18 protein-coding genes are annotated in these 18,638 nt (G+C 53.9%); 9 read left to right on the top strand and 9 right to left on the bottom strand.

Annotated features, from left to right (window positions below):
• Positions 1-17 precede the first annotated feature (17 nt).
• The 3 genes from nlpI (at position 18) to JWF83_RS02085 (ending at position 3,056) form a co-directional block, all read left to right on the top strand.
• Positions 18-902, top strand: coding sequence for a lipoprotein NlpI (gene nlpI / locus JWF83_RS02095; protein WP_413648290.1), 885 nt, complete (start codon positions 18-20; stop codon positions 900-902).
• A gap of 104 nt (positions 903-1,006) precedes the next feature.
• Positions 1,007-1,063 (top strand): protein YrbN, encoded by a 57-nt coding sequence (gene yrbN, locus JWF83_RS02090; protein ID WP_100229640.1) that lies wholly within the window; start codon positions 1,007-1,009, stop codon positions 1,061-1,063.
• 16 nt (positions 1,064-1,079) lie between these two features.
• Positions 1,080-3,056: a DEAD/DEAH family ATP-dependent RNA helicase gene (locus tag JWF83_RS02085; RefSeq protein WP_413648288.1), complete on the top strand. Its 1,977-nt coding sequence runs from the start codon at positions 1,080-1,082 to the stop codon at positions 3,054-3,056.
• An 80-nt stretch (positions 3,057-3,136) separates the two neighbouring features.
• Here JWF83_RS02085 and JWF83_RS02080 read toward each other — a convergent pair whose 3' ends face one another.
• The 3 genes from JWF83_RS02080 to ubiU all read right to left on the bottom strand — a co-directional run bounded on the left by JWF83_RS02080 (position 3,137) and on the right by ubiU (position 6,164).
• A complete protein-coding gene (locus JWF83_RS02080) occupies positions 3,137-4,147 on the bottom strand; it encodes a luciferase-like monooxygenase (RefSeq protein ID WP_413648286.1) in 1,011 nt (336 codons plus the stop codon).
• A gap of 134 nt (positions 4,148-4,281) precedes the next feature.
• Positions 4,282-5,160: a U32 family peptidase gene (locus JWF83_RS02075; RefSeq protein ID WP_413648284.1), complete on the bottom strand. Its 879-nt coding sequence runs from the start codon at positions 5,158-5,160 to the stop codon at positions 4,282-4,284.
• An 8-nt stretch (positions 5,161-5,168) separates the two neighbouring features.
• Entirely contained in the window at positions 5,169-6,164 is a 996-nt protein-coding gene (ubiU, locus tag JWF83_RS02070) for a ubiquinone anaerobic biosynthesis protein UbiU (RefSeq protein ID WP_413648283.1), read from the bottom strand.
• 205 nt (positions 6,165-6,369) lie between these two features.
• On the opposite strand from ubiU, the gene ubiT reads away from it, so the two are divergent.
• Together ubiT and JWF83_RS02060 are read left to right on the top strand one after the other, a co-directional pair.
• Positions 6,370-6,894 carry a ubiquinone anaerobic biosynthesis accessory factor UbiT gene (gene ubiT / locus JWF83_RS02065; protein ID WP_413648282.1) on the top strand — a complete coding sequence of 175 codons (525 nt, stop codon included), beginning with the start codon at positions 6,370-6,372 and terminating at the stop codon, positions 6,892-6,894.
• Entirely contained in the window at positions 6,888-7,394 is a 507-nt protein-coding gene (locus tag JWF83_RS02060) for a GNAT family N-acetyltransferase (protein ID WP_413648281.1), read from the top strand. Before ubiT ends, JWF83_RS02060 begins: the two co-directional genes overlap by 7 nt.
• Here JWF83_RS02060 and JWF83_RS02055 read toward each other — a convergent pair.
• Entirely contained in the window at positions 7,378-7,683 is a 306-nt protein-coding gene (locus JWF83_RS02055) for a GIY-YIG nuclease family protein (RefSeq protein WP_413648279.1), read from the bottom strand. The genes JWF83_RS02060 and JWF83_RS02055 overlap by 17 nt on opposite strands.
• Positions 7,684-7,760: 77 nt before the next feature.
• Between JWF83_RS02055 and JWF83_RS02050 the strand changes: the two genes are divergently transcribed.
• A complete protein-coding gene (locus JWF83_RS02050) occupies positions 7,761-8,195 on the top strand; it encodes a YhbP family protein (protein WP_413648278.1) in 435 nt (144 codons plus the stop codon).
• Positions 8,196-8,228: 33 nt separating this feature from the next.
• Here JWF83_RS02050 and JWF83_RS02045 read toward each other — a convergent pair whose 3' ends face one another.
• A complete protein-coding gene (locus JWF83_RS02045; protein ID WP_413648276.1) occupies positions 8,229-8,747 on the bottom strand; it encodes a type 1 glutamine amidotransferase domain-containing protein in 519 nt (172 codons plus the stop codon).
• Positions 8,748-8,916: 169 nt separating this feature from the next.
• On the opposite strand from JWF83_RS02045, the gene JWF83_RS02040 reads away from it, so the two are divergent.
• Positions 8,917-9,546, top strand: coding sequence for an NAD(P)H-binding protein (locus tag JWF83_RS02040; protein ID WP_413648274.1), 630 nt, complete (start codon positions 8,917-8,919; stop codon positions 9,544-9,546).
• Between the two features lie 16 nt (positions 9,547-9,562).
• On the opposite strand, the gene nrdG is transcribed toward JWF83_RS02040, so the two are convergent.
• The 3 genes from nrdG to JWF83_RS02025 all read right to left on the bottom strand — a co-directional run bounded on the left by nrdG (position 9,563) and on the right by JWF83_RS02025 (position 13,181).
• Positions 9,563-10,030: an anaerobic ribonucleoside-triphosphate reductase-activating protein gene (nrdG, locus tag JWF83_RS02035; protein WP_413648273.1), complete on the bottom strand. Its 468-nt coding sequence runs from the start codon at positions 10,028-10,030 to the stop codon at positions 9,563-9,565.
• Between the two features lie 16 nt (positions 10,031-10,046).
• Positions 10,047-12,188: an anaerobic ribonucleoside-triphosphate reductase gene (nrdD, locus tag JWF83_RS02030; protein WP_413648271.1), complete on the bottom strand. Its 2,142-nt coding sequence runs from the start codon at positions 12,186-12,188 to the stop codon at positions 10,047-10,049.
• Between the two features lie 252 nt (positions 12,189-12,440).
• Positions 12,441-13,181 (bottom strand): SDR family oxidoreductase, encoded by a 741-nt coding sequence (locus tag JWF83_RS02025; protein ID WP_413648270.1) that lies wholly within the window; start codon positions 13,179-13,181, stop codon positions 12,441-12,443.
• Positions 13,182-13,293: 112 nt separating this feature from the next.
• On the opposite strand from JWF83_RS02025, the gene JWF83_RS02020 reads away from it, so the two are divergent.
• Entirely contained in the window at positions 13,294-13,899 is a 606-nt protein-coding gene (locus JWF83_RS02020; RefSeq protein WP_413648269.1) for a TetR/AcrR family transcriptional regulator, read from the top strand.
• 21 nt (positions 13,900-13,920) lie between these two features.
• Here the strand turns inward: JWF83_RS02020 and treC are convergent, their stop codons facing one another.
• Entirely contained in the window at positions 13,921-15,594 is a 1,674-nt protein-coding gene (gene treC / locus JWF83_RS02015; protein WP_413648267.1) for an alpha,alpha-phosphotrehalase, read from the bottom strand.
• 453 nt (positions 15,595-16,047) lie between these two features.
• On the opposite strand from treC, the gene JWF83_RS02010 reads away from it, so the two are divergent.
• The gene (locus tag JWF83_RS02010; RefSeq protein ID WP_413648266.1) at positions 16,048-18,441 is read left to right on the top strand and encodes a hypothetical protein; all 2,394 of its coding nucleotides are present in this window, start codon (positions 16,048-16,050) and stop codon (positions 18,439-18,441) included.
• Positions 18,442-18,638: the final 197 nt, after the last annotated feature.

Below are 18,638 nucleotides of genomic sequence, written 5' to 3'. Positions count from 1 at the left end.
GTTTTCGGGAGTGGGAAATGAAGCCTTTTTTGCGCTGGTGTTTCGTTGCGACAGCTATCTCGCTGGCAGGATGCAGCAACTCTGATTGGCGTAAGAACGACGTTCTGGCGGTTCCGCTGCAGCCCACATTGCAACAGGAAGTCATCCTGGCGCGCATGGAACAAATACTTGCCAGTCGTGCATTAACCGATGATGAACGCGCACAGCTGTTATATGAGCGCGGAGTGTTGTATGATAGTTTAGGTTTGAGAGCATTAGCGCGAAATGATTTTTCACAAGCGTTAGCGATCAGACCAGATATGCCTGAAGTATTCAATTACTTAGGCATATATTTAACGCAGGCGGGCAACTTTGATGCCGCCTATGAAGCGTTTGATTCTGTACTTGAGCTTGATCCAACTTACAACTATGCGCATTTAAATCGTGGCATCGCCCTCTATTACGGTGGTCGATACCCGCTGGCGCAAGATGATCTGCTGGCGTTTTATCAAGACGATCCTAACGATCCTTTTCGTAGCTTGTGGCTCTATCTCGTTGAACGTGAGATGGATGCGGACAAAGCGAAAGTAGCGCTAAAACAGCGTTACGATAAATCGAAAAAGGAGCAATGGGGATGGAATATTGTCGAGTTCTACCTTGGCGACATCAGTGAGAAAACACTGATGGAAAGTCTCAAGGCGGACGCAACGGATAACACCTCGCTCGCTGAACATCTCAGTGAAACCAACTTCTATTTAGGTAAGTACTACCTAAGTCTGGGGGAGAAGGACAACGCAGAAGCGTTGTTCAAACTGGCGGTCGCTAACAACGTCAATAACTACGTTGAGCACCGATACGCATTGTTGGAGCTGGCGCTACTCGGCCAGACACAAGACGATTTATCAGAATCTGACCAGCAATAGCTGACGAACTTTCTTTGCCTGAATTTCTGAAATGTCATCATCTTCGCCGATGAGGGCTTTTTTGTTCGTCGAAACCACTAATTTGAGCCGGTTCACACTTTTTGATGAAAATGACTGAAAATTTTCACGACGAGTTATGTAGACTGGCCGCCGCAATTTAAGAGGCTTGTGTACTACATGACTAAGATCGAAACCACTACTGAGATCGAAACTACTTTTGCTGACCTGGGCCTGAATGCTGCCCTGCTCGAATCCCTGAACGGTATGGGCTACGTAAAACCATCACCTATCCAGTTAGAGTGTATTCCACAACTGCTGGCTGGCCGTGACGTACTGGGTATGGCCCAGACTGGTAGTGGCAAAACAGCGGCATTCTCTCTGCCCCTGCTGCATAACGTTGATAGCTCCCTGAAAGCACCACAAATTCTGGTGCTGGCACCAACTCGCGAGTTGGCGGTTCAGGTTGCTGAAGCTATGACTGAATTCTCTAAACATATGCATGGCCTGAACGTGGTAGCTCTGTATGGCGGCCAGCGTTATGACGTTCAGCTGCGCGCTCTGCGTGCGGGCCCACAGATTGTTGTCGGTACTCCGGGTCGTCTGTTAGACCACCTGAAACGCGGCACGCTTAACCTGTCCAGCCTGCGTGGCCTGGTACTGGACGAAGCAGATGAAATGCTGCGTATGGGCTTCATCGAAGACGTTGAAACCATCATGGCGCAGATCCCGGCAGGTCATCAGACCGCGCTGTTCTCTGCCACCATGCCAGAAGCGATTCGTCGCATTACCAAACGTTTTATGAAGGATCCGCAGGAAGTGCGTATCCAGTCCAGCGTTACCACTCGCCCGGACATCAGCCAGAGCTACTGGACAGCATTCGGTCGTAAGACTGACGCGCTGGTACGTTTCCTGGAAGCAGAAGACTTTGATGCGGCGATTATCTTCGTTCGTACCAAAAATGCGACGCTGGAAGTGGCTGAAGCGCTGGAGCGCAGCGGTTATAACAGTGCCGCACTGAACGGTGATATGAACCAGGCACTGCGTGAGCAGACTCTGGAACGTCTGAAAGATGGCCGTCTTGATATCCTGATCGCGACCGATGTTGCGGCGCGTGGTCTGGACGTTGAGCGTATCAGCCTGGTGGTAAACTACGATATCCCTATGGATTCCGAGTCTTACGTTCACCGTATCGGCCGTACCGGTCGTGCGGGTCGTGCTGGCCGTGCGCTGCTGTTCGTTGAGAACCGTGAGCGTCGTCTGCTGCGCAACATTGAACGCACCATGAAGCTGACCATTCCTGAAGTTGATCTGCCAAACGCAGAACTGCTGAGCGAACGTCGCCTGGCTAAATTTGCGGCGAAAGTTCAGGTTCAGCTGGAAAGCAGCGATCTGGATCAGTACCGCGCACTGCTGGCTAAAATGCAGCCGGAAGAAGAGATGGATATGGAAACTCTGGCCGCAGCTCTGCTGAAAATGGCTCAGGGCGAACGTCCACTGATTCTGCCACCAGATGCTCCACAGCGTCCACGTCGCGAATTCCGTGACCGTGACGATCGTCGTGATGACCGTCGTCCTGAACGCGGTGATCGTGCTCCACGTGAAGCGCGTGGCGAACCACGCGGCGAAAGCCGTGACGGTGCTCCACGTCGCGAACGTCGTGAAGTTGGCGATATGGAACTGTATCGTATTGAAGTTGGCCGTGACGATGGTGTTGAAGTGCGTCATATCGTTGGTGCGATTGCTAACGAAGGCGATATCAGCAGCCGTTACATCGGTAACATCAAGCTGTTTGGTACTCACTCAACTATCGAACTGCCGAAAGGTATGCCAGGTGACATTCTGCAGCACTTCACCCGCACGCGTATTCTGAACAAACCAATGAATATGCAGTTGCTGGGCGATGCAGTACCACGTAGCGCCGACCGTCCTGAACGTACTGGCGGCGGCGAACGTCGTCCGGGTGGACGTGGTGGCTTCGGTGCTGGCGCTGGCGCTGGCCGTGAAGGTGGTCGTGACGGCGGCGCTCCGCGTCGTTTCAGCGAGCGTCGTGAAGGTGGCAACACTGGCGCACGTAGCGGCTTTAGCCGTGACGGCGGCAACCGTGGTCCACGTCAGGATGGCGGCAGCGCACCAACTCGTCGTCGTGATGCATAATCGCTAACGGCAATAAAAAACCAGCCTTCGGGCTGGTTTTTTTTCGTCTGTCGGCGGCCATCAATGGCACCCTCCGCAGATTACAGCGTTTGTGCCGCCTGCATTGCCAGCGCGAATGAATGCAGCCGCGCCTGCGTATCAAAGATCTGGCCGTTAACCATAATCTCATCCGCCTGGGTTTCGCGTATCAACGAAGCCAGACCGCTGCGGACTTTTTCGCTATCTCCCACCACCGACATACTCAACGCCTGTTGCACGCCATACTGCTCCGACGGGGACCACAGATTATCCATATTTTCGACCGGCGCCGGTAACGGACCCGGTTTACCGCGGCGCAGATTAATAAATTGCTGCTGCATTGAGGTAAACAGGAAGCGGGCATCGCGTTCGCTATCCGCAGCCACCACATTCACGCATACCATGGCATACGGCTTATCAAGACGCGCCGAAGGCTGGAAGTTTTGCCGATAGAGTTGCAGCGCCTGGAACAACATATCCGGAGCAAAGTGCGAAGCAAAGGCAAAAGGCAGCCCCATCTGTGCGGCCAGCTGTGCGCTATACAGGCTGGAGCCGAGCAGCCAGACCGGTATCTTCAGGCCGAGACCCGGCACCGGCTGTACCGGCGGATGCTCACCTTCAGCGGCATCGAACCAGTTTACCAGCTCAGCGACATCCGTCGGGAAACTGTCGGCCTGCGCGCCGGAGAGATGACGACGCAACGCCATCATGGTGCGCTGGTCAGAACCCGGAGCACGCCCCAGACCGAGATCGATACGACCCGGGTAGAGCGATTCCAGGGTGCCAAACTGCTCGGCAATCACCAGTGGCGCGTGATTTGGCAGCATCACGCCGCCCGAACCGAGGCGCAGCGTGGTGGTGCCGGCGGCCAGATAACCAATCAGCACCGCCGTCGCGGCACTGGCGATACCGGTCATATTGTGGTGTTCGGCCAGCCAGTAACGATGAAACCCGAGCTTTTCAGCCTGCTGCGCCAGCGCCAGCGATGAATGAAAAGCCTCACGTGCCGTCGAGCCTTGTGGAATCGGCGCTAAATCGAGCACCGATAAAGGAACAGATTTTTTTTCAGACATGGGAGCTCGCTTTTGTCTCTGCGTGACGAACGGGTTCGCCTGCTATTAATAAATATCAGTATTACTGATGAGTAATGGTATTAAAACTGTATTTATTTTTACCGGCTTTACACCCTGTGCCATCACGCGGGCGCTTACTCCTGTAATACCAGTCCCGCCAGATTGCGCCAGTAACCATTACAGTCATTGCGCTGTGCCATCATGAGCGGCTCGGTGCCGCGCTGGTTGGCGCGAAAACGATCGATTAATGCCGGTGTTTCATTATTTTCCGGCGACAATCGCAGGATATCCACCATCCCCTGCATCGAAATCTGATCGTTCGCCAGGTTGTAGCAGTAACCACTCATGGTCTGAATGCCGTTAAGCACAAATACCTGCTGGTTTTCCTGCGATAACACGCGCCGGCCCTGAGGATAGTTGATACAGCAGGTCTCGCACTCATCTTTGGCACGATTTTCAGAACGTGCGGTAAAGCAGCGTGCAGAGAGCGCCAGTGGCAGATGGCCGTACCCGAGGACTTCTACCTCAAACTGCTGTCGAATCCCCAGGCTTTCGCACTGAGTGAGAATATTCGCCAGCCAGTCGCGTGACAGCTCTGGCGGCATGCACCAGCGCATCATCCCTTGTTTCAGCAGCAGGCGCAGGGTGACGGCGTTGTAACAGTTTAACGCGAGGCCGGCAATAAAGGGTAAATTTTGCTCAGCAGCAATATTCACCGTGCCAAGGTCATTGGCTTCCACCAGAAATTCGCCGTTATCGACATAGCGTTTTATCTCGCTCAGTTCGGAGGGCGACTGCACCAGCGCCAGCGTACTGAACACTACCTGCTTGCCGCTATCGCGCAGCATATGGGCAATATTCAGCCAGTCGTTAAATTTTGTGGCGCGGCGTTTACTGCACACCGCCTCCCCGAGATAGACAATATCCGCACTGCTCTCGGCGGCGGCCTGATAAAAAGCGCTCAGCTGTTCGGTTGGCCAGTACCACAGCACTGGCCCTAATGCATATTTCATTACCATTCCTACTGCCATTTACGGTGATAAGCGCCCAGCGTGGTCTGCGTGCCTTCCGACAGTGCCCCCAGTGCTTCCATCCAGTTCTGCTCAACCTGAAAATTGTCTGGCGACGCCTTACAGCGATCGATCGCCTGGCGCCAGATACGCGTCACCTCGGCAACATAAGCCGGGCTGCGCTGACGTCCCTCGATCTTGACCGAGGCGACATTGGCCTGCAGCAGTTCCGGCAACAGTGCCAGCGTATTCAGACTGGTAGGCTCTTCCAGCGCGTGATAGCGCATCTCATCCACTTTGTAGCGGCCTTTACACAAGGTCGGGTAGCCGGCGTTCTCATCAGCGGCGTAGCGATCAATCAGTACCTCATTTAAACGCGACTCCAGTCCGTTGGCGGTCTGTTGCCAGCGGACAAAGCGCGCCGGCGAGCAGGCGCCAACGGTATTGGGCGATTCACCGGTCAGCCATGAAGAGAGATAACAGCGTCCCTCAGCCATAATACACAGGCTGCCAAAGGCAAAGACCTCCAGCGGAACCGGGGTAACGCGCGACAGCTGGCGCACCTGATGCATCGACAGCACGCGCGGCAGTACCACGCGGGAAACAGCAAAATGGCGCTGGTAAAACTTTACCGCCTCCAGATTAGTGGCTGACGCCTGTACCGAGACGTGGCGCTCAATATGCGGGTAGCGTTCAGTGGCATACTCCAGCATCGCCAGATCGGCGAGGATCAGCGCGTCGGCGCCAAGATCTGCCGCCATATCGACCGCCCGTTGCCAGCGCTGATAAGCGTCGGGATGGGCAAAGGTATTGATCGCCACATGCAGTTTGCGTCGCCGCTGATGCACAAAACGCGCCGCTTCCTGTAAGCGTTTCTCGGTGAAGTTAAGACCGGCAAAATGGCGGGCGTTGGTGTCATCTTTCAGGCCGATATACACTGCGTCCGCACCGTTCTCTATGGCCGCTTTTAGCGCGGGTAAATTACCCGCCGGGCAAAGAAGTTCCATGATTTCTCTCTGGAATGAGCAATAACAATGGACGAGTTTAGACGTGCCGGGTACGACAAATTTTGATTTAAGGCAGCGAATGGCGTATTGATTGTGCAACGGTGGTTTAAAAACATCAAAGTTCGCACTATTTCTTGATCCTGCCACCTGACGCATTAAATGGATGTGGCAAAATAGCCGAAATTATTCGTAAGGAGAGTTAAAAGTGTTGAATCAGCTTCGCGCGCAATGCGTCCAAAAAGGCCCGCAGCTTTTGCGCTTTCCGCTACAACTTACCCCTTTCGCGATAAAAAAACGGTTATTGCAACAGCTACTGAACTGGCAATTTCATCATGCATTGGCCGAAGGTGAGTTAAACTTTCTGCAAGGGCGCTGGTTAGGTGTGGAAATCCGCGATCTCGATCTGCGCTGGTCGACCAGCGTGGTCGACGGGCAGCTGGAAATCAGCGACCATCAGCAGCCAGATGTCTGGTTCCGTGGTGATGCGAATGATCTGCTGCTGGTCGCAGCACGCATGCGGGATCCCGATACGCTGTTTTTCCAGCGTCGGCTGGTGATTGAAGGCGATACCGAGCTGGGACTTGAGGTAAAGAATTTAATGGACTCGATTGATCTGGAAATGATGCCAAAGCCGCTGCGTATCGGACTGATACATCTGGCCCAATTTGTTGAGACTGGACTGAATAAGGACGCGAATTCGACGGTGAATCGCGCAGGTGCATCATGTTAATTCGGACAGAAATCGGCGTGGATGCTGCGGGCATCGACAGCCTGCTGCGCCGCTGCTTTGCCACTGCGGCCGAAGCTGAGCTGGTGCAGCAACTACGCGAAGACGGCTTGCTGACGCTGGGTGTGGTGGCCACCGATGATGAAGGGCAGGTATTAGGCTATGCGGCATTTAGCCCGGTGGAGCTGCAGGGCGAAGATAAGCAGTGGGTTGGCCTGGCGCCGCTGGCTGTTGATGAGAGCGTACGCCATCAGGGGATCGGCAGGCAGCTGATCTATGAAGGGCTGGATACCTTAAATGAATTTAGCTACGCCGCGGTGGTGGTACTGGGCGATCCGCTGTTCTATAGCCGTTTCGGCTTTGAACCGGCAGCACGCCACCAGTTGCATTGTAAATGGCCCGGCAGTGAGGCGGCATTTCAGGTGTATAAACTGGCGGATGACGCGTTTGTCGGGGTGGAAGGGCAGATTGAGTTTGCGGCGCCCTTTAATCGTTTTGATTAGCCAGCCAGTCGCTCAGTGATTCAGGCTGGCTGGCAACCAGTCTGACTTTGTCCTGCCTTTTTAACTGCTTGACCTGATACTCCAGCTTTGACGCGCTGGAGCGGTCGCCAGCATCGCAATGAAACATCAGCGCCAGTGGCCCCTTGCCGCGCAGCGCTTTCGCCCCTTTACCTGCCTGATGCTGACGCAAGCGGCGCGCCACATCATTGGTGATGCCGGTATAGAGCACGCCGCTGGCGGTACGCAGAATATAGAGCTGCCAGACGTCTGGCAGGCGATCGCTACTCATGGTTAATCTCACTGACAATAATCTGTTAGCATTGTACCTGCAAAACCACCACTTTCCCCTGTCGCCACGGAGTCATTTTGTCTGAATCTGAATCGCTTACCACTATCAGCCGTTATCTGAAAAAGCAGCATGTGTTGTCGCTATGCTGTGGTACGGCGCAGGATTTATGGTGCGCCAACTGCTTTTACGTGTTCGATGATACGCAGAAGGTGTTCTGGATTATGACCGAAACGGAGACCCGGCACGGGGCGCTGATGCAGATGCAGCCGCAGGTGGCAGGTACGGTGAATGGTCAGCCCAAAAGCGTATTGCTGATTAAAGGGGTGCAGTATCGCGGCCGGATCGTGGCGTTAAGCGGGGAAGCGCAGGCGCAGGCCCGGGCTGCTTACTGCCAGCGTTTTCCGATCGCGCGGGCGGTGTCGGCACCGCTGTGGGAAATTCGCCTTGATGAGCTGAAAATGACCGATAATGCGCTGGGCTTTGGTAAAAAGTTACTCTGGCAACGCGCTTAGGCTGAGTGGCCGGGCGCACCCGGCCATACGCATTCAGAGATTTAAAATGCGCAGTGATTCCCGATTAAACGCCGGTAAATCCTCCGGCGTCCGGCTGGTGACCAGTTTGTCATTATCGACCACCACTTCCTTGTCATAGAAGTCGGCGCCGGCATTTTTCAGATCGACGGCAATGGCTTTTACCGCCGTCATCTTACGGCCACGAACGCCATTAGCGCTGATTAACAGCTGTGGTCCGTGGCAGATGGCAAACACCGGTTTGCCGCTGGCGACAAACTCTTTGGTGAAGGCGACAAAGCGGTCATCGCTGCGCAGTGTGTCAGGTGAGTGACCGCCCGGCAGCAGCAGGGCATCGAACTCTGCCGGATGGACATGATCAATATCTTTATCAATTTTTACGCTAGCCTTTCCCTGCTTCCCCGTCACGGTTTTACCGGCGGTCATTTCGATGGTCACCACCTCATGACCGGCTTTGGTCCACGCATCGACGGGTGAGGTAAATTCAGAGTCTTCAAATTCATCGGTGATCAGCACCGCAATCTTCTTGCTCATCTTTTCCTCCTGTTTGTGTTGTATTGCAGGTTAAGTCTGGACGAGTATGCTGAAATCGCCATGATAAATAATGGCAAAACTATAATGGTGTTTTTTAACAGCAAGTTAGCGTAGTCCGGAGCGGTAACAAATCATCTCCGGGCCTGGACTGAGAAAAAGGAGAGTCATCATGAGCAGAGTACTTTTGACCGGAGCAACAGGCTTAGTCGGCAGCCATTTGCTGGGTTTGCTGATCGCCGATGCGCGCGTCAGCGAAATCATATTGCCGACGCGCCGCGCCCTGCCGCCGATGGATAAAGTGGTTAATCGGGTGGCAGAGGATTTAACTGAGGTGTTGCGTTCGCTGGACACGGCGATAGAGGTGGTTTTTTGCTGTCTCGGCACCACGCGTAAGCAGGCTGGCAGTAAAGAAGCGTTTATTCATGTTGACTCGACGCTGGTGGTTGACAGTGCGCTGGCCGGTCAGCGGCTGGGTGCGCAACATCTGCTGGTGGTTAGCGCCCATGGCGCCAATGCCCACTCGCCGTTTTTTTATAACCGGGTAAAAGGAGAGATGGAAAACGCCCTGCGAGATCAGAACTGGCCGCGACTGACGCTGCTCAGACCATCACTGCTATTGGGGGATCGTCCACAGCAACGCGGCGCCGAATCGCTGCTGGCGCCGCTGTTTAAAATGTTGCCGGGCAACTGGCGGGCGGTGGAAGCCCGCGATGTGGCCCGGGTGATGCTGCGCGAAGCTTTTACGCCATCCGCCAGCGGCACCAGGATTATCGAGTCCGCTGAACTGCATCTGCCTTAATGCCCTGCAAGCTGACTTATCGCGGAAGATAGTGAATCACCTGATTGCTGCTGCCACGCCACGGCAGCATCGGGTCATACAGCGCCTGAATAAACTTGCCGTCAATTAACACATCGATCTCCGCCACCACCTGCTGCTGCGCAGGCGTGAGTTGGTCGAGGGTATAACCGGTCCACACCCAGATGTCTTTGCCGGGGCACTGGCGGCGCACCCGTTTCACCAGCCGCAGGACATCCGCCACATTGGCCGGATGTAGCGGGTCACCACCGGATAGCGATAACCCCTGACGTGGAATACGCCGATCGTTAAGATCATTAATCAGCTTCTCTTCCATCTCAATGGTAAAGGGCACGCCGGAATTCAGCCGCCAGGTGCTTTTGTTATAGCACCCCACGCACTGATGCTCGCAGCCAGCGACAAATAACGTACAGCGGGTGCCGGGGCCGTTCACAATATCAACCGGATAGTACTGATGAATATTCATGGTGTCTGCGTCTGCCTTACTGATCCAGTGCGCCTGTCGCCATATGTTTCACCCGTCGTTTCACCTCTTCCTGTTTACCGGCGTTAAACGGACGTGCGTCCGGGCTGCCGAGATAGCCGCACACCCGACGCGTCACTGATACCCGGCTGGCATCATGATTGCCGCATTTCGGGCAGGTAAAGCCTTTACTGGTACAGTCAAATTCACCGGTGAAACCGCAGTCATAGCACTCATCGATTGGCGTATTGGTGCCGTAATAAGGCACGCGGTGATAGCTGTAATCCCAGACATCTTCCAGCGCTTTCAGGTTGTGCTGGATATTGGGGTATTCGCCGTAACAGATAAAACCGCCATTGGCTAAAGGTGGGTAATCTGCTTCAAAGTCGATTTTATCGTACGGATTGACCTTCTTCTCGACGTCGAGGTGGAAACTATTGGTGTAGTAGCCTTTGTCGGTGACACCGGGAACCACGCCGAATTGCGCGGCATCAAGGCGGCAGAAGCGGTCACACAGATTTTCACTTGGCGTACTGTACAGGCTGAAGCCATAGCCGGTTTCGGCCTTCCACTGTTCCACGGCGTCGCGCATACGGGCGACAATCGCCACCGCTTTTTGCCGTAACGTCGCATCGTCATACAGATGGGTTTGTCCGCCGCTCAGGGCATTGATCGTCTCATGGATACCGATATAACCCAGCGAGATCGAAGCGCGACCATGTTTAAAAATATCGGCAACATTGTCGTCGGCTTTCAGGCGCACGCCGCAGGCCCCTTCCATATACAGAATTGGGGCGACACGCGCTTTGACCCCTTCCAGCCGGGCAATACGCGTCATCAGGGCGCGCTTCGCCAGCAGTAAACGCTCATCAAGCAGGCTCCAGAAACGCGCTTCATCGCCCCGGGCTTCCAGCGCGATGCGTGGCAGGTTCAGGCTGATAACGCCAATATTGTTGCGGCCTTCATGCACCAGTTCTCCATTCTCTTCCCAGACGCCGAGGAAACTGCGGCATCCCATCGGGGTTTTAAATGAACCAGTAACCTTAACTACCTGATCATAGTTAAGAATATCGGGATACATGCGCTTGCTGGCGCACTCGAGCGCCAGTTTTTTGATATCGTAATTTATATCGCCGGCCCGGTAATTAATGCCATCGCGGATGGCAAAAACCAGTTTCGGGAAAACGGCGGTTTTATGGTTTTTACCCAGACCGGCAATGCGATTCTGTAAAATAGACTGCTGGATCAGCCGTGCCGCCCAGCTGGTGCCCAGCCCGAAACCAAAGGTGACAAATGGCGTCTGTCCGTTAGCGGTATGCAGAGTATTGACTTCATATTCCAGTGACTGGAAGGCGTCATAGCACTCTTTTTCGGTACGGCTGTGGGCATAGCCCTCAGCGTCGGGGATCTGCCACTGCTGCGCCACCGCCTGGTGTTTGGCAAAGCTGGCCTCGACAAAGGGGGCAAGGACTTCATCAATGCGGTTGATAGTGGTGCCGCCATAAATATGGCTGGCGACCTGGGCAATAATCTGTGCGGTCACTGCCGTCGCGGTAGAGATTGATTTCGGCGGTTCAATTTCGGCATTCCCCATTTTAAACCCATTGTTTAGCATGCCTTTTAAGTCAATCAGCATGCAGTTAAACATCGGGAAGAATGGGGAGTAGTCGAGGTCGTGATAGTGAATTTCGCCGCGTTCATGAGCGCTGACCACATCACGCGGTAAAATATGCTGTTGCGCATAATGCTTGGCTACAATACCTGCCAGCAGATCGCGCTGGGTAGGGATCACTTTGCTGTCTTTATTGGCGTTTTCATTCAGCAGCGCCGGATTGCTTTGCTCTACCAGACCACGAATCGCCTGGTTTAACTTGCCGCGCATTTCGCGCGCGACATCGCGATCATGGCGATATTCAATATAGGTACGTGCCAGCTGCGGATAACGTCCGGCCATTAGCAGGTCTTCCACCGCGCCCTGAATCTCGTGGATATCGACACTGCTTCTGCCCTGCATTTTCAGGCTTACCTGGCGAGCTACGGTCGCGCAATAGTCGTCGTCTTCAATCTGTGCTGCGTGCGCCGCACCGCAGATCGCGGCGCAGATGCGTTGCTCATCATAGGTCACCTGACAGCCATCTCGTTTGATTACTACTGTTGCCACCGTTGCTCTCCTTGTTGAGAATATCTATATGTAGATAAGGATAGGCATAGTAAACGCTATATATGGTATTGGATCGAAATTAACTGCACTTTTATTGATGCAAAGCAAAGATTGCAGGGTACGGTGGAAAAGTTGGACAGATGTCAATTATGCGGAAAAATTGGCCAGGATAAATCTGATCGAAGCGGCGCGGGGGTAGGTCAGTAAATGGAAACCACCGCCGTAGCATGCGCTGCGGCGGTGTCTGTCTCATCAGGCATTAATGCCGCCATCGACATTAATGCCAGTACCGGTAATCTGCTGCGCTGCCGGGCTGGCAAGGAAGGTGACGGCGGCGGCGACATCTTCGGCCTTGCCGTAATGACCCAGCGCGATAAACTGACGCTGAGCTTCGGCTCCTTCGCCATCGGCCGGATTCATATCGCTGTCGGTAGGTCCGGGATGCACCAGATTAACGGTAATGCCGCGTGGGCCAAGATCGCGCGCCAGACCGCGCGTCAGCGCCAGCAGTGCGGATTTGGTCATTGCATACACGCTAATGCCCGTCATCGGTACCCGTTCGGCGAGACAACTGCCGATATTGATAATGCGCGCGCCTGCCGCCAGATGGGGCAATGCGGCCTGGGTAGCGACAATCAGGCCGCGAATATTAACGTTAATCATCGCGTCGATATCGTCCTGTGCCATCTCTTCCAGCAGGCCGCCACGGGCGATACCGGCATTATTGACCAGAATATCGAGGCCGCCGAGGGTCGTCACGGTTTTATTGACCGCACTGCGCACCTCGTCAGCAGAGGCGCTGTTGGCCTGAATAGCCGCTGCTTTACGCCCCAGCGCTTCAATTGCCGCTACCACTTCCGCCGCTTTATCGGCGGATTTTTCGTAAGTAATAACCACATCCGCCCCCGCTGCCGCCAGCGACAGCGCCATTGCTTTGCCTAAGCCACGACTGGCTCCGGTCACCAGTGCGCGTTTACCTGAGAGTATGTTCATGGTGTTATCCTGATTTATGTGTTGATCGATACATAATTACCATAAGGGCAGTTGCCGCCAGCCGTCAACCAGTTTATTATATCGATCGATACAAAAACAAAAGGAGAGGGTGATGGCACAACGTGGACGCCCCAGAAGTTTTGACCGACAGTCAGCACTGACTGCGGCGATGAAGATTTTCTGGCAAAAAGGTTATACCGCGACATCGATGGCCGATCTGTATCAGGCAATGGGGATTAACTCTCCCAGCCTGTATGCCGCGTTTGGCAGCAAAGAGGAGCTTTACGAGGAAGTCCTGACATACTATCAGCAGAGCATTGCGCCGCTAATCTGGGGGCCGCTGGAGAGCGCCGGCAGCGCGCGCGAAGCGGTGCGGCAGTGGCTGCACTGTTCGGCAACCACCTTAACCAGCGGCGAGTTTCCGCCTGGTTGTATGGTCACCTTATCGATGGTAGCCAGCGAAGGTTACGAGCGTTTGGGTGAGATAGTTATGCGATCACGTCAGGCCGGCGTCAGCAAACTCCGGGCGCGGCTGGATCAGGCGGTAGCCGCTGGCGAGCTGGCGAGCACTATCGATACCGCGGCGCTGTCACGGCTGTATGTTGGCATTCAGCAGGGGATGTCGATTCAGGCGCGCGACGGCGCCGGCACCGGGGCGCTGCTGGCGATGGCGGAGATGGCGATGGGGTTATGGCCGGATATAAAGCGGGCGGCATAAATACCGCCCGGGCGCTGCGTATTAGTATCGTCCGGTGCCCTGCTGATACCACCAGACCGCCTCATACGGCCGTAGCATCATCTCGCCAGGTTCCTCGCGTGGTGATGGGTAATTGCTTATCAGCACCTCCCAGCTGCCGTCAAACGCATCGGGATGCCAGGACTGCGCTTCACGGCTCAGGTTTACCGCCACAATCAGCGTTTCACCCTGATACTGTCGACGATAGCACCATAAATAAGGGTGTTCCGCCAGCAGATCCTGGTAATCACCCCAGGTGAGAATCTCATGACTTTTGCGCAACTGAATCAGCTGTTTATAGGTGTAGAACACTGACTGTTGATCGGCAATCGCCGCCTCAGCGTTAACCGTTGCGACATTATCGCTCATACCAATCCACGGCGTGCCCTCGGTAAAGCCGCCGTTGGCGCTGGCATCCCACTGCATCGGGGTTCGGCCATTATCGCGTGACTTGCTGGCAAGGATCTCCAGCAGGTTATCGTTATCCCGCCCCTGAGCACGCAGTTCGGCATACATATTGTGGCTTTCAATATCACGGTAATCGATGATGCGGGTAAAGTGCGGGTTAGTCATCCCCAGCTCTTCCCCCTGAAAAATATAAGGGGTGCCCTGCATACCGTGTAATGCCATCGCCAGCAGCTTCGCCGACTGGACGCGATATTCGCCTTCGTCGCCCCAGCGTGACACCACGCGTGGCTGATCGTGGTTACACCAGAACAGCGCATTCCAGGCGATATTGTGCATTCCCTGCTGCCAGTGGGTAAAAATGGCTTTTAATGCCACCAGATCCAGCGGCGTCAGGGTCCATTTTTGCCCCTGATAGAAATCGACCTCGACGTGGTCGAAGCTGAACACCATCGACAGCTCTTCCCCTTCCAGTGAGCCATAGCGCTGGCAGTGCTCCAGGGTGGCGGAGGACATTTCCCCTACCGTCATCAGTTCGCGCGGGCGAAATACGTCGCGGCTCATCTCCTGCATATATTCGTGAATACGCGGCCCGTCGGTATACAGCCGCAGGCCATCGCCGCCAATGTCGTCAGGGAAATCCTGATGTTTGGATACCAGATTCACCACATCCAGCCGCAGCCCGTCGATACCACGATCGGCCCAGAAATTAACAATCTGCTTCAGTTCGGCGCGAACATTGTCATTTTCCCAGTTCAGATCGGCCTGCTCGGGCGCCCACAGGTGCATATAGTACTGCGCGCTCTCCGCATGCCAGCGCCAGGCGTGGCCGCCAAACTTCGAGCGCCAGTTATTGGGCGGCCCCCCGGATTCAGTGGCATCGCGCCAGATATAATAAGAGCGATACGGGCTTTCACGATCCAGCGCTTCGTGAAACCAGTGGTGCTGGGTCGATGAGTGGTTAAATACCATATCGAGAATGACCCGCAGACCACGCTTATGCGCCTGCTCAACCAGATTGTCGAAATCGGTCAGGGTGCCAAACGATGGATCGATGGCGGTGTAGTTCGCCACGTCGTAACCGTTATCGACCTGCGGGGAAATATAGAAGGGGGTCAGCCAGATAGCATCCACTCCCAGTAATTTCAGGTAGTCGAGCCGCTGAATCACCCCCGCCAGATCGCCTGTTCCGCTACCGGTCGTATCCTGAAAGCTCTTGGGATAGATTTGATAGATGACGCCGTTCTGCCACCATGGTGGAATTTTATTCATTGCTCAATCCTGATTATCCGGGTGAAAAGGTCCACCCATTTTTATAGACAGTTTCTTGGTTTTCTTTGCGTCCTTTAAGATTAGCTACTTACTGGCGCTTCGAAACCGTCATTACACTGGATCAGTCTGAAAATCGGGCAGCAGCCGGAGTGAAAACCGCAGAACCAGCCATTAGACAATGAGATAGCGTTATTCAGGCGCGGAAAAAAGTTAACTCAGTCCGTTGATAAGGTTGTTGCAAAAATTTAATGGCGGCCCGAAGGACACTTTTTTTGCCAGCCGCGGCCTCTCCCGATGCGGGAACGGTTAACTGTTTTTAAATAAACGCCAAAGCCAGCGCCGTGGATTGCTGTGCAGGTAATGGCTGATTACAGTGGGCCTGCCGCCGACCGCTGTCTCAGGAACCGGCTCGCTTTAGCATTATATTCCCGCATCTGTCACAAGGAGAGGAAGATGCCAGACCCCATCCCAACCAGCGGATCACAGTTAGTGCCCTGGACCGGCCAGCCGCCGGTCGCCAGCAGCGCTTCTGCTTTACCGCTTACCCGTTATGTAAGCAATACTCCGGTCCGGCCATTACCGCCAGCAACGCTACCATCATTATCATTGTATCGTGCATTATTTGGCCATCAACGGGTGCCTGTTCCCTCGCTGCTCTTGCCGATACGCCCGCAAAACGTAACCAATCTTGCTCAGCCTGATTTTCCTGCTGTCGCTGCGCCCCCGGTTGCTGAAATATCATACTTGCCGCCTGAGCAACTGCCGGTCCGGCCCTTATCCCCCACCTCGGGTGGAACCGTAGCCGCTGACTGTACTGCCAGGGTGGGGAACAAAACGGCCAGACTCAATACCCGCTTACCCGGGGTGCTGCAAAATATGCTAAACAGTACGCCGGATGTCATGGAGCAGATATTTCACAACACGGTTGAATTGCATCAAACAACGCTACGGAATGCGATCGGTAAAACAGAGTACCAGCCGGCGGAGCTCCGCAGGATAAAACAGGCGCTGAAACATTTTGTGGTCAGGGAAAATCCAGCCCGACTCCAGGCGATTAAAAGTACCGTCGCCGGTAATCAGCCGCTGTCTGCTGCTGATAAAAATAAAGTGCTGCAACGCTTGCAGCAGATGGCAACGAGGGCGCAGGAGCTGTTGTCGCCAGCAAAACCACTTTCAGACGCTGAAATTGTCATACTGGCATCTTACCTGAATGATGACCTTATCGGGATGCTGGTTAAATCAGGACTCACTGAGGCGCAATTACGCTATTTTATCAGTCAGAAAGCGGTTGCTGATAATATGATTAGGTTAGATTTATTGCTTGTCGGTAGCAAAGGTCTTGATAATAAGCTTCACTCTTTGGCAGAAAAGATAACTGTGCCGGCGGATATTAAATATAACGCGGAAAGAATTATCGACGAATTTGAACGGGAGATGTATCGTATTAATCGTTATATTGATTTCGATTATTATTTACGTATTGCCGATGAAAGTGATACTTTCACCCATCTGCTTGAGGAGAATTATCCTGCAGAGAATCTCGATTATCTTACCGAACCAGGCAGCTTTGAAGATCACCCGAACCCCGGCGTGTCAAAAGGTGAAGTGATTAAGAACCGGCTCATCAGACTACTTGAGATTAATTTCCTGCGCAGTTATCCGCTATTCACCCTGTTTCAACAAATCAGCTGGCATAGCCCGATCATCATGGAAAGATCGGTGCTTAATCAGGAACAGCTGAACTTATCCAACAGTAGTGATGACATCAGAAAGCTTAACCGGCTGATTATGTCGCAGTATGGCGAGCGGGCCAGGTACTTGCTGTCAAAGATGGCGATTGCGCCCTTTATCTTTGGCGATAGCCGCCAGCCGCCAGCGATCAATCTTAGCGGGGTGCCTTATGGCGGTCGTGGATTACCCTTTGCCGTCATTGATGACTTGATAAGTAATCCGGACTTTTCCGCGGAGCGGTTGAAATATATTGACGAGTTCATTAACGAATATTTTAGTAAGATCAGCCAAACGGGAAAAGCCGATCTCTCATGGATGGAACCACTCACTGATGCCACCCTGCGCCGCTTTTTTTCTCCACGCTCAGATTTAATCAACCCATTGCTTGCACCACATGCGTTGTGCTTTGGCAGGGCACTGAACAGAATCGGTAAAATCCTGATCAGAGATGATTACGATTATCAGCATCTGCCACAATTTTTGGCATGGGTCAGGGAGCAGTTCCCCTGTTCAGCGAGTGATAATGATCTGGCATACTTATTATTTTACCATCCCCCGGACGGGGAGTTATCTCTAATGAGTATTGCCGCGAAAATTTACCTTTCTGAAATTTACCCGCAGAAGTCCCCTTATCCGCAGCAAAGAATATCCGAAGATTTGCGTCAGGTGATAAATAAACTTATCACCCCGGCAGCGCTCAGAGATATGCAACTGCTGGATAAGGCGCGACAGGAAATTAATGAACTATTTACCCGGGAAACGGTTTTATCCTTTATTGCGAAGCATTTTGCTATACGTATTATTCAGGAGGATGGGCTGGATCAATTTCAGCGCTATTATGATATCTCGGGTGCGGATTATACCAGCCAGCCGGCTGAACAGGCGGCGGCGCTGATTTTGCGTCCTGGCAGCTTAATACCGGTAGATGCCGACGGCAGCCTGCAGGAAACCATTGAGCTGGAATCTGGCGATAATCATACTTTACTGCGGGAAGTGCTCCGCTATACCCGTTATCGTGCCGGGCTCCATCCAGACGGTGAACAGCCTGACCAGGCGCTGCTAACCCTTGAGCGACAACTGACCGAAACGGCAGCGCTGCGGCAGAAATATCCGTAAGTGGCAGTGCCTTGCGCCGCGGAAAACGGCGGAAGGGCGACCATAAGTAACGCACCGCGCGCTCTCCCGATGCGCGAGGGGGGAACTGTTTTTAAATAAACGCCAAAGTCATCGTCGTGGATTGCTGTGCAGGTAATGGCTGATTACAGTGGACCTGCCGCAGACCGGTGTCTCAGGAACCGGCTCGCTTTACCATT

This window comes from Pantoea sp. B65 (assembly GCF_047308185.1).
GTDB lineage: Bacteria > Pseudomonadota > Gammaproteobacteria > Enterobacterales > Enterobacteriaceae > Erwinia.
This window is presented reverse-complemented; position numbering and strand designations above follow the sequence as displayed.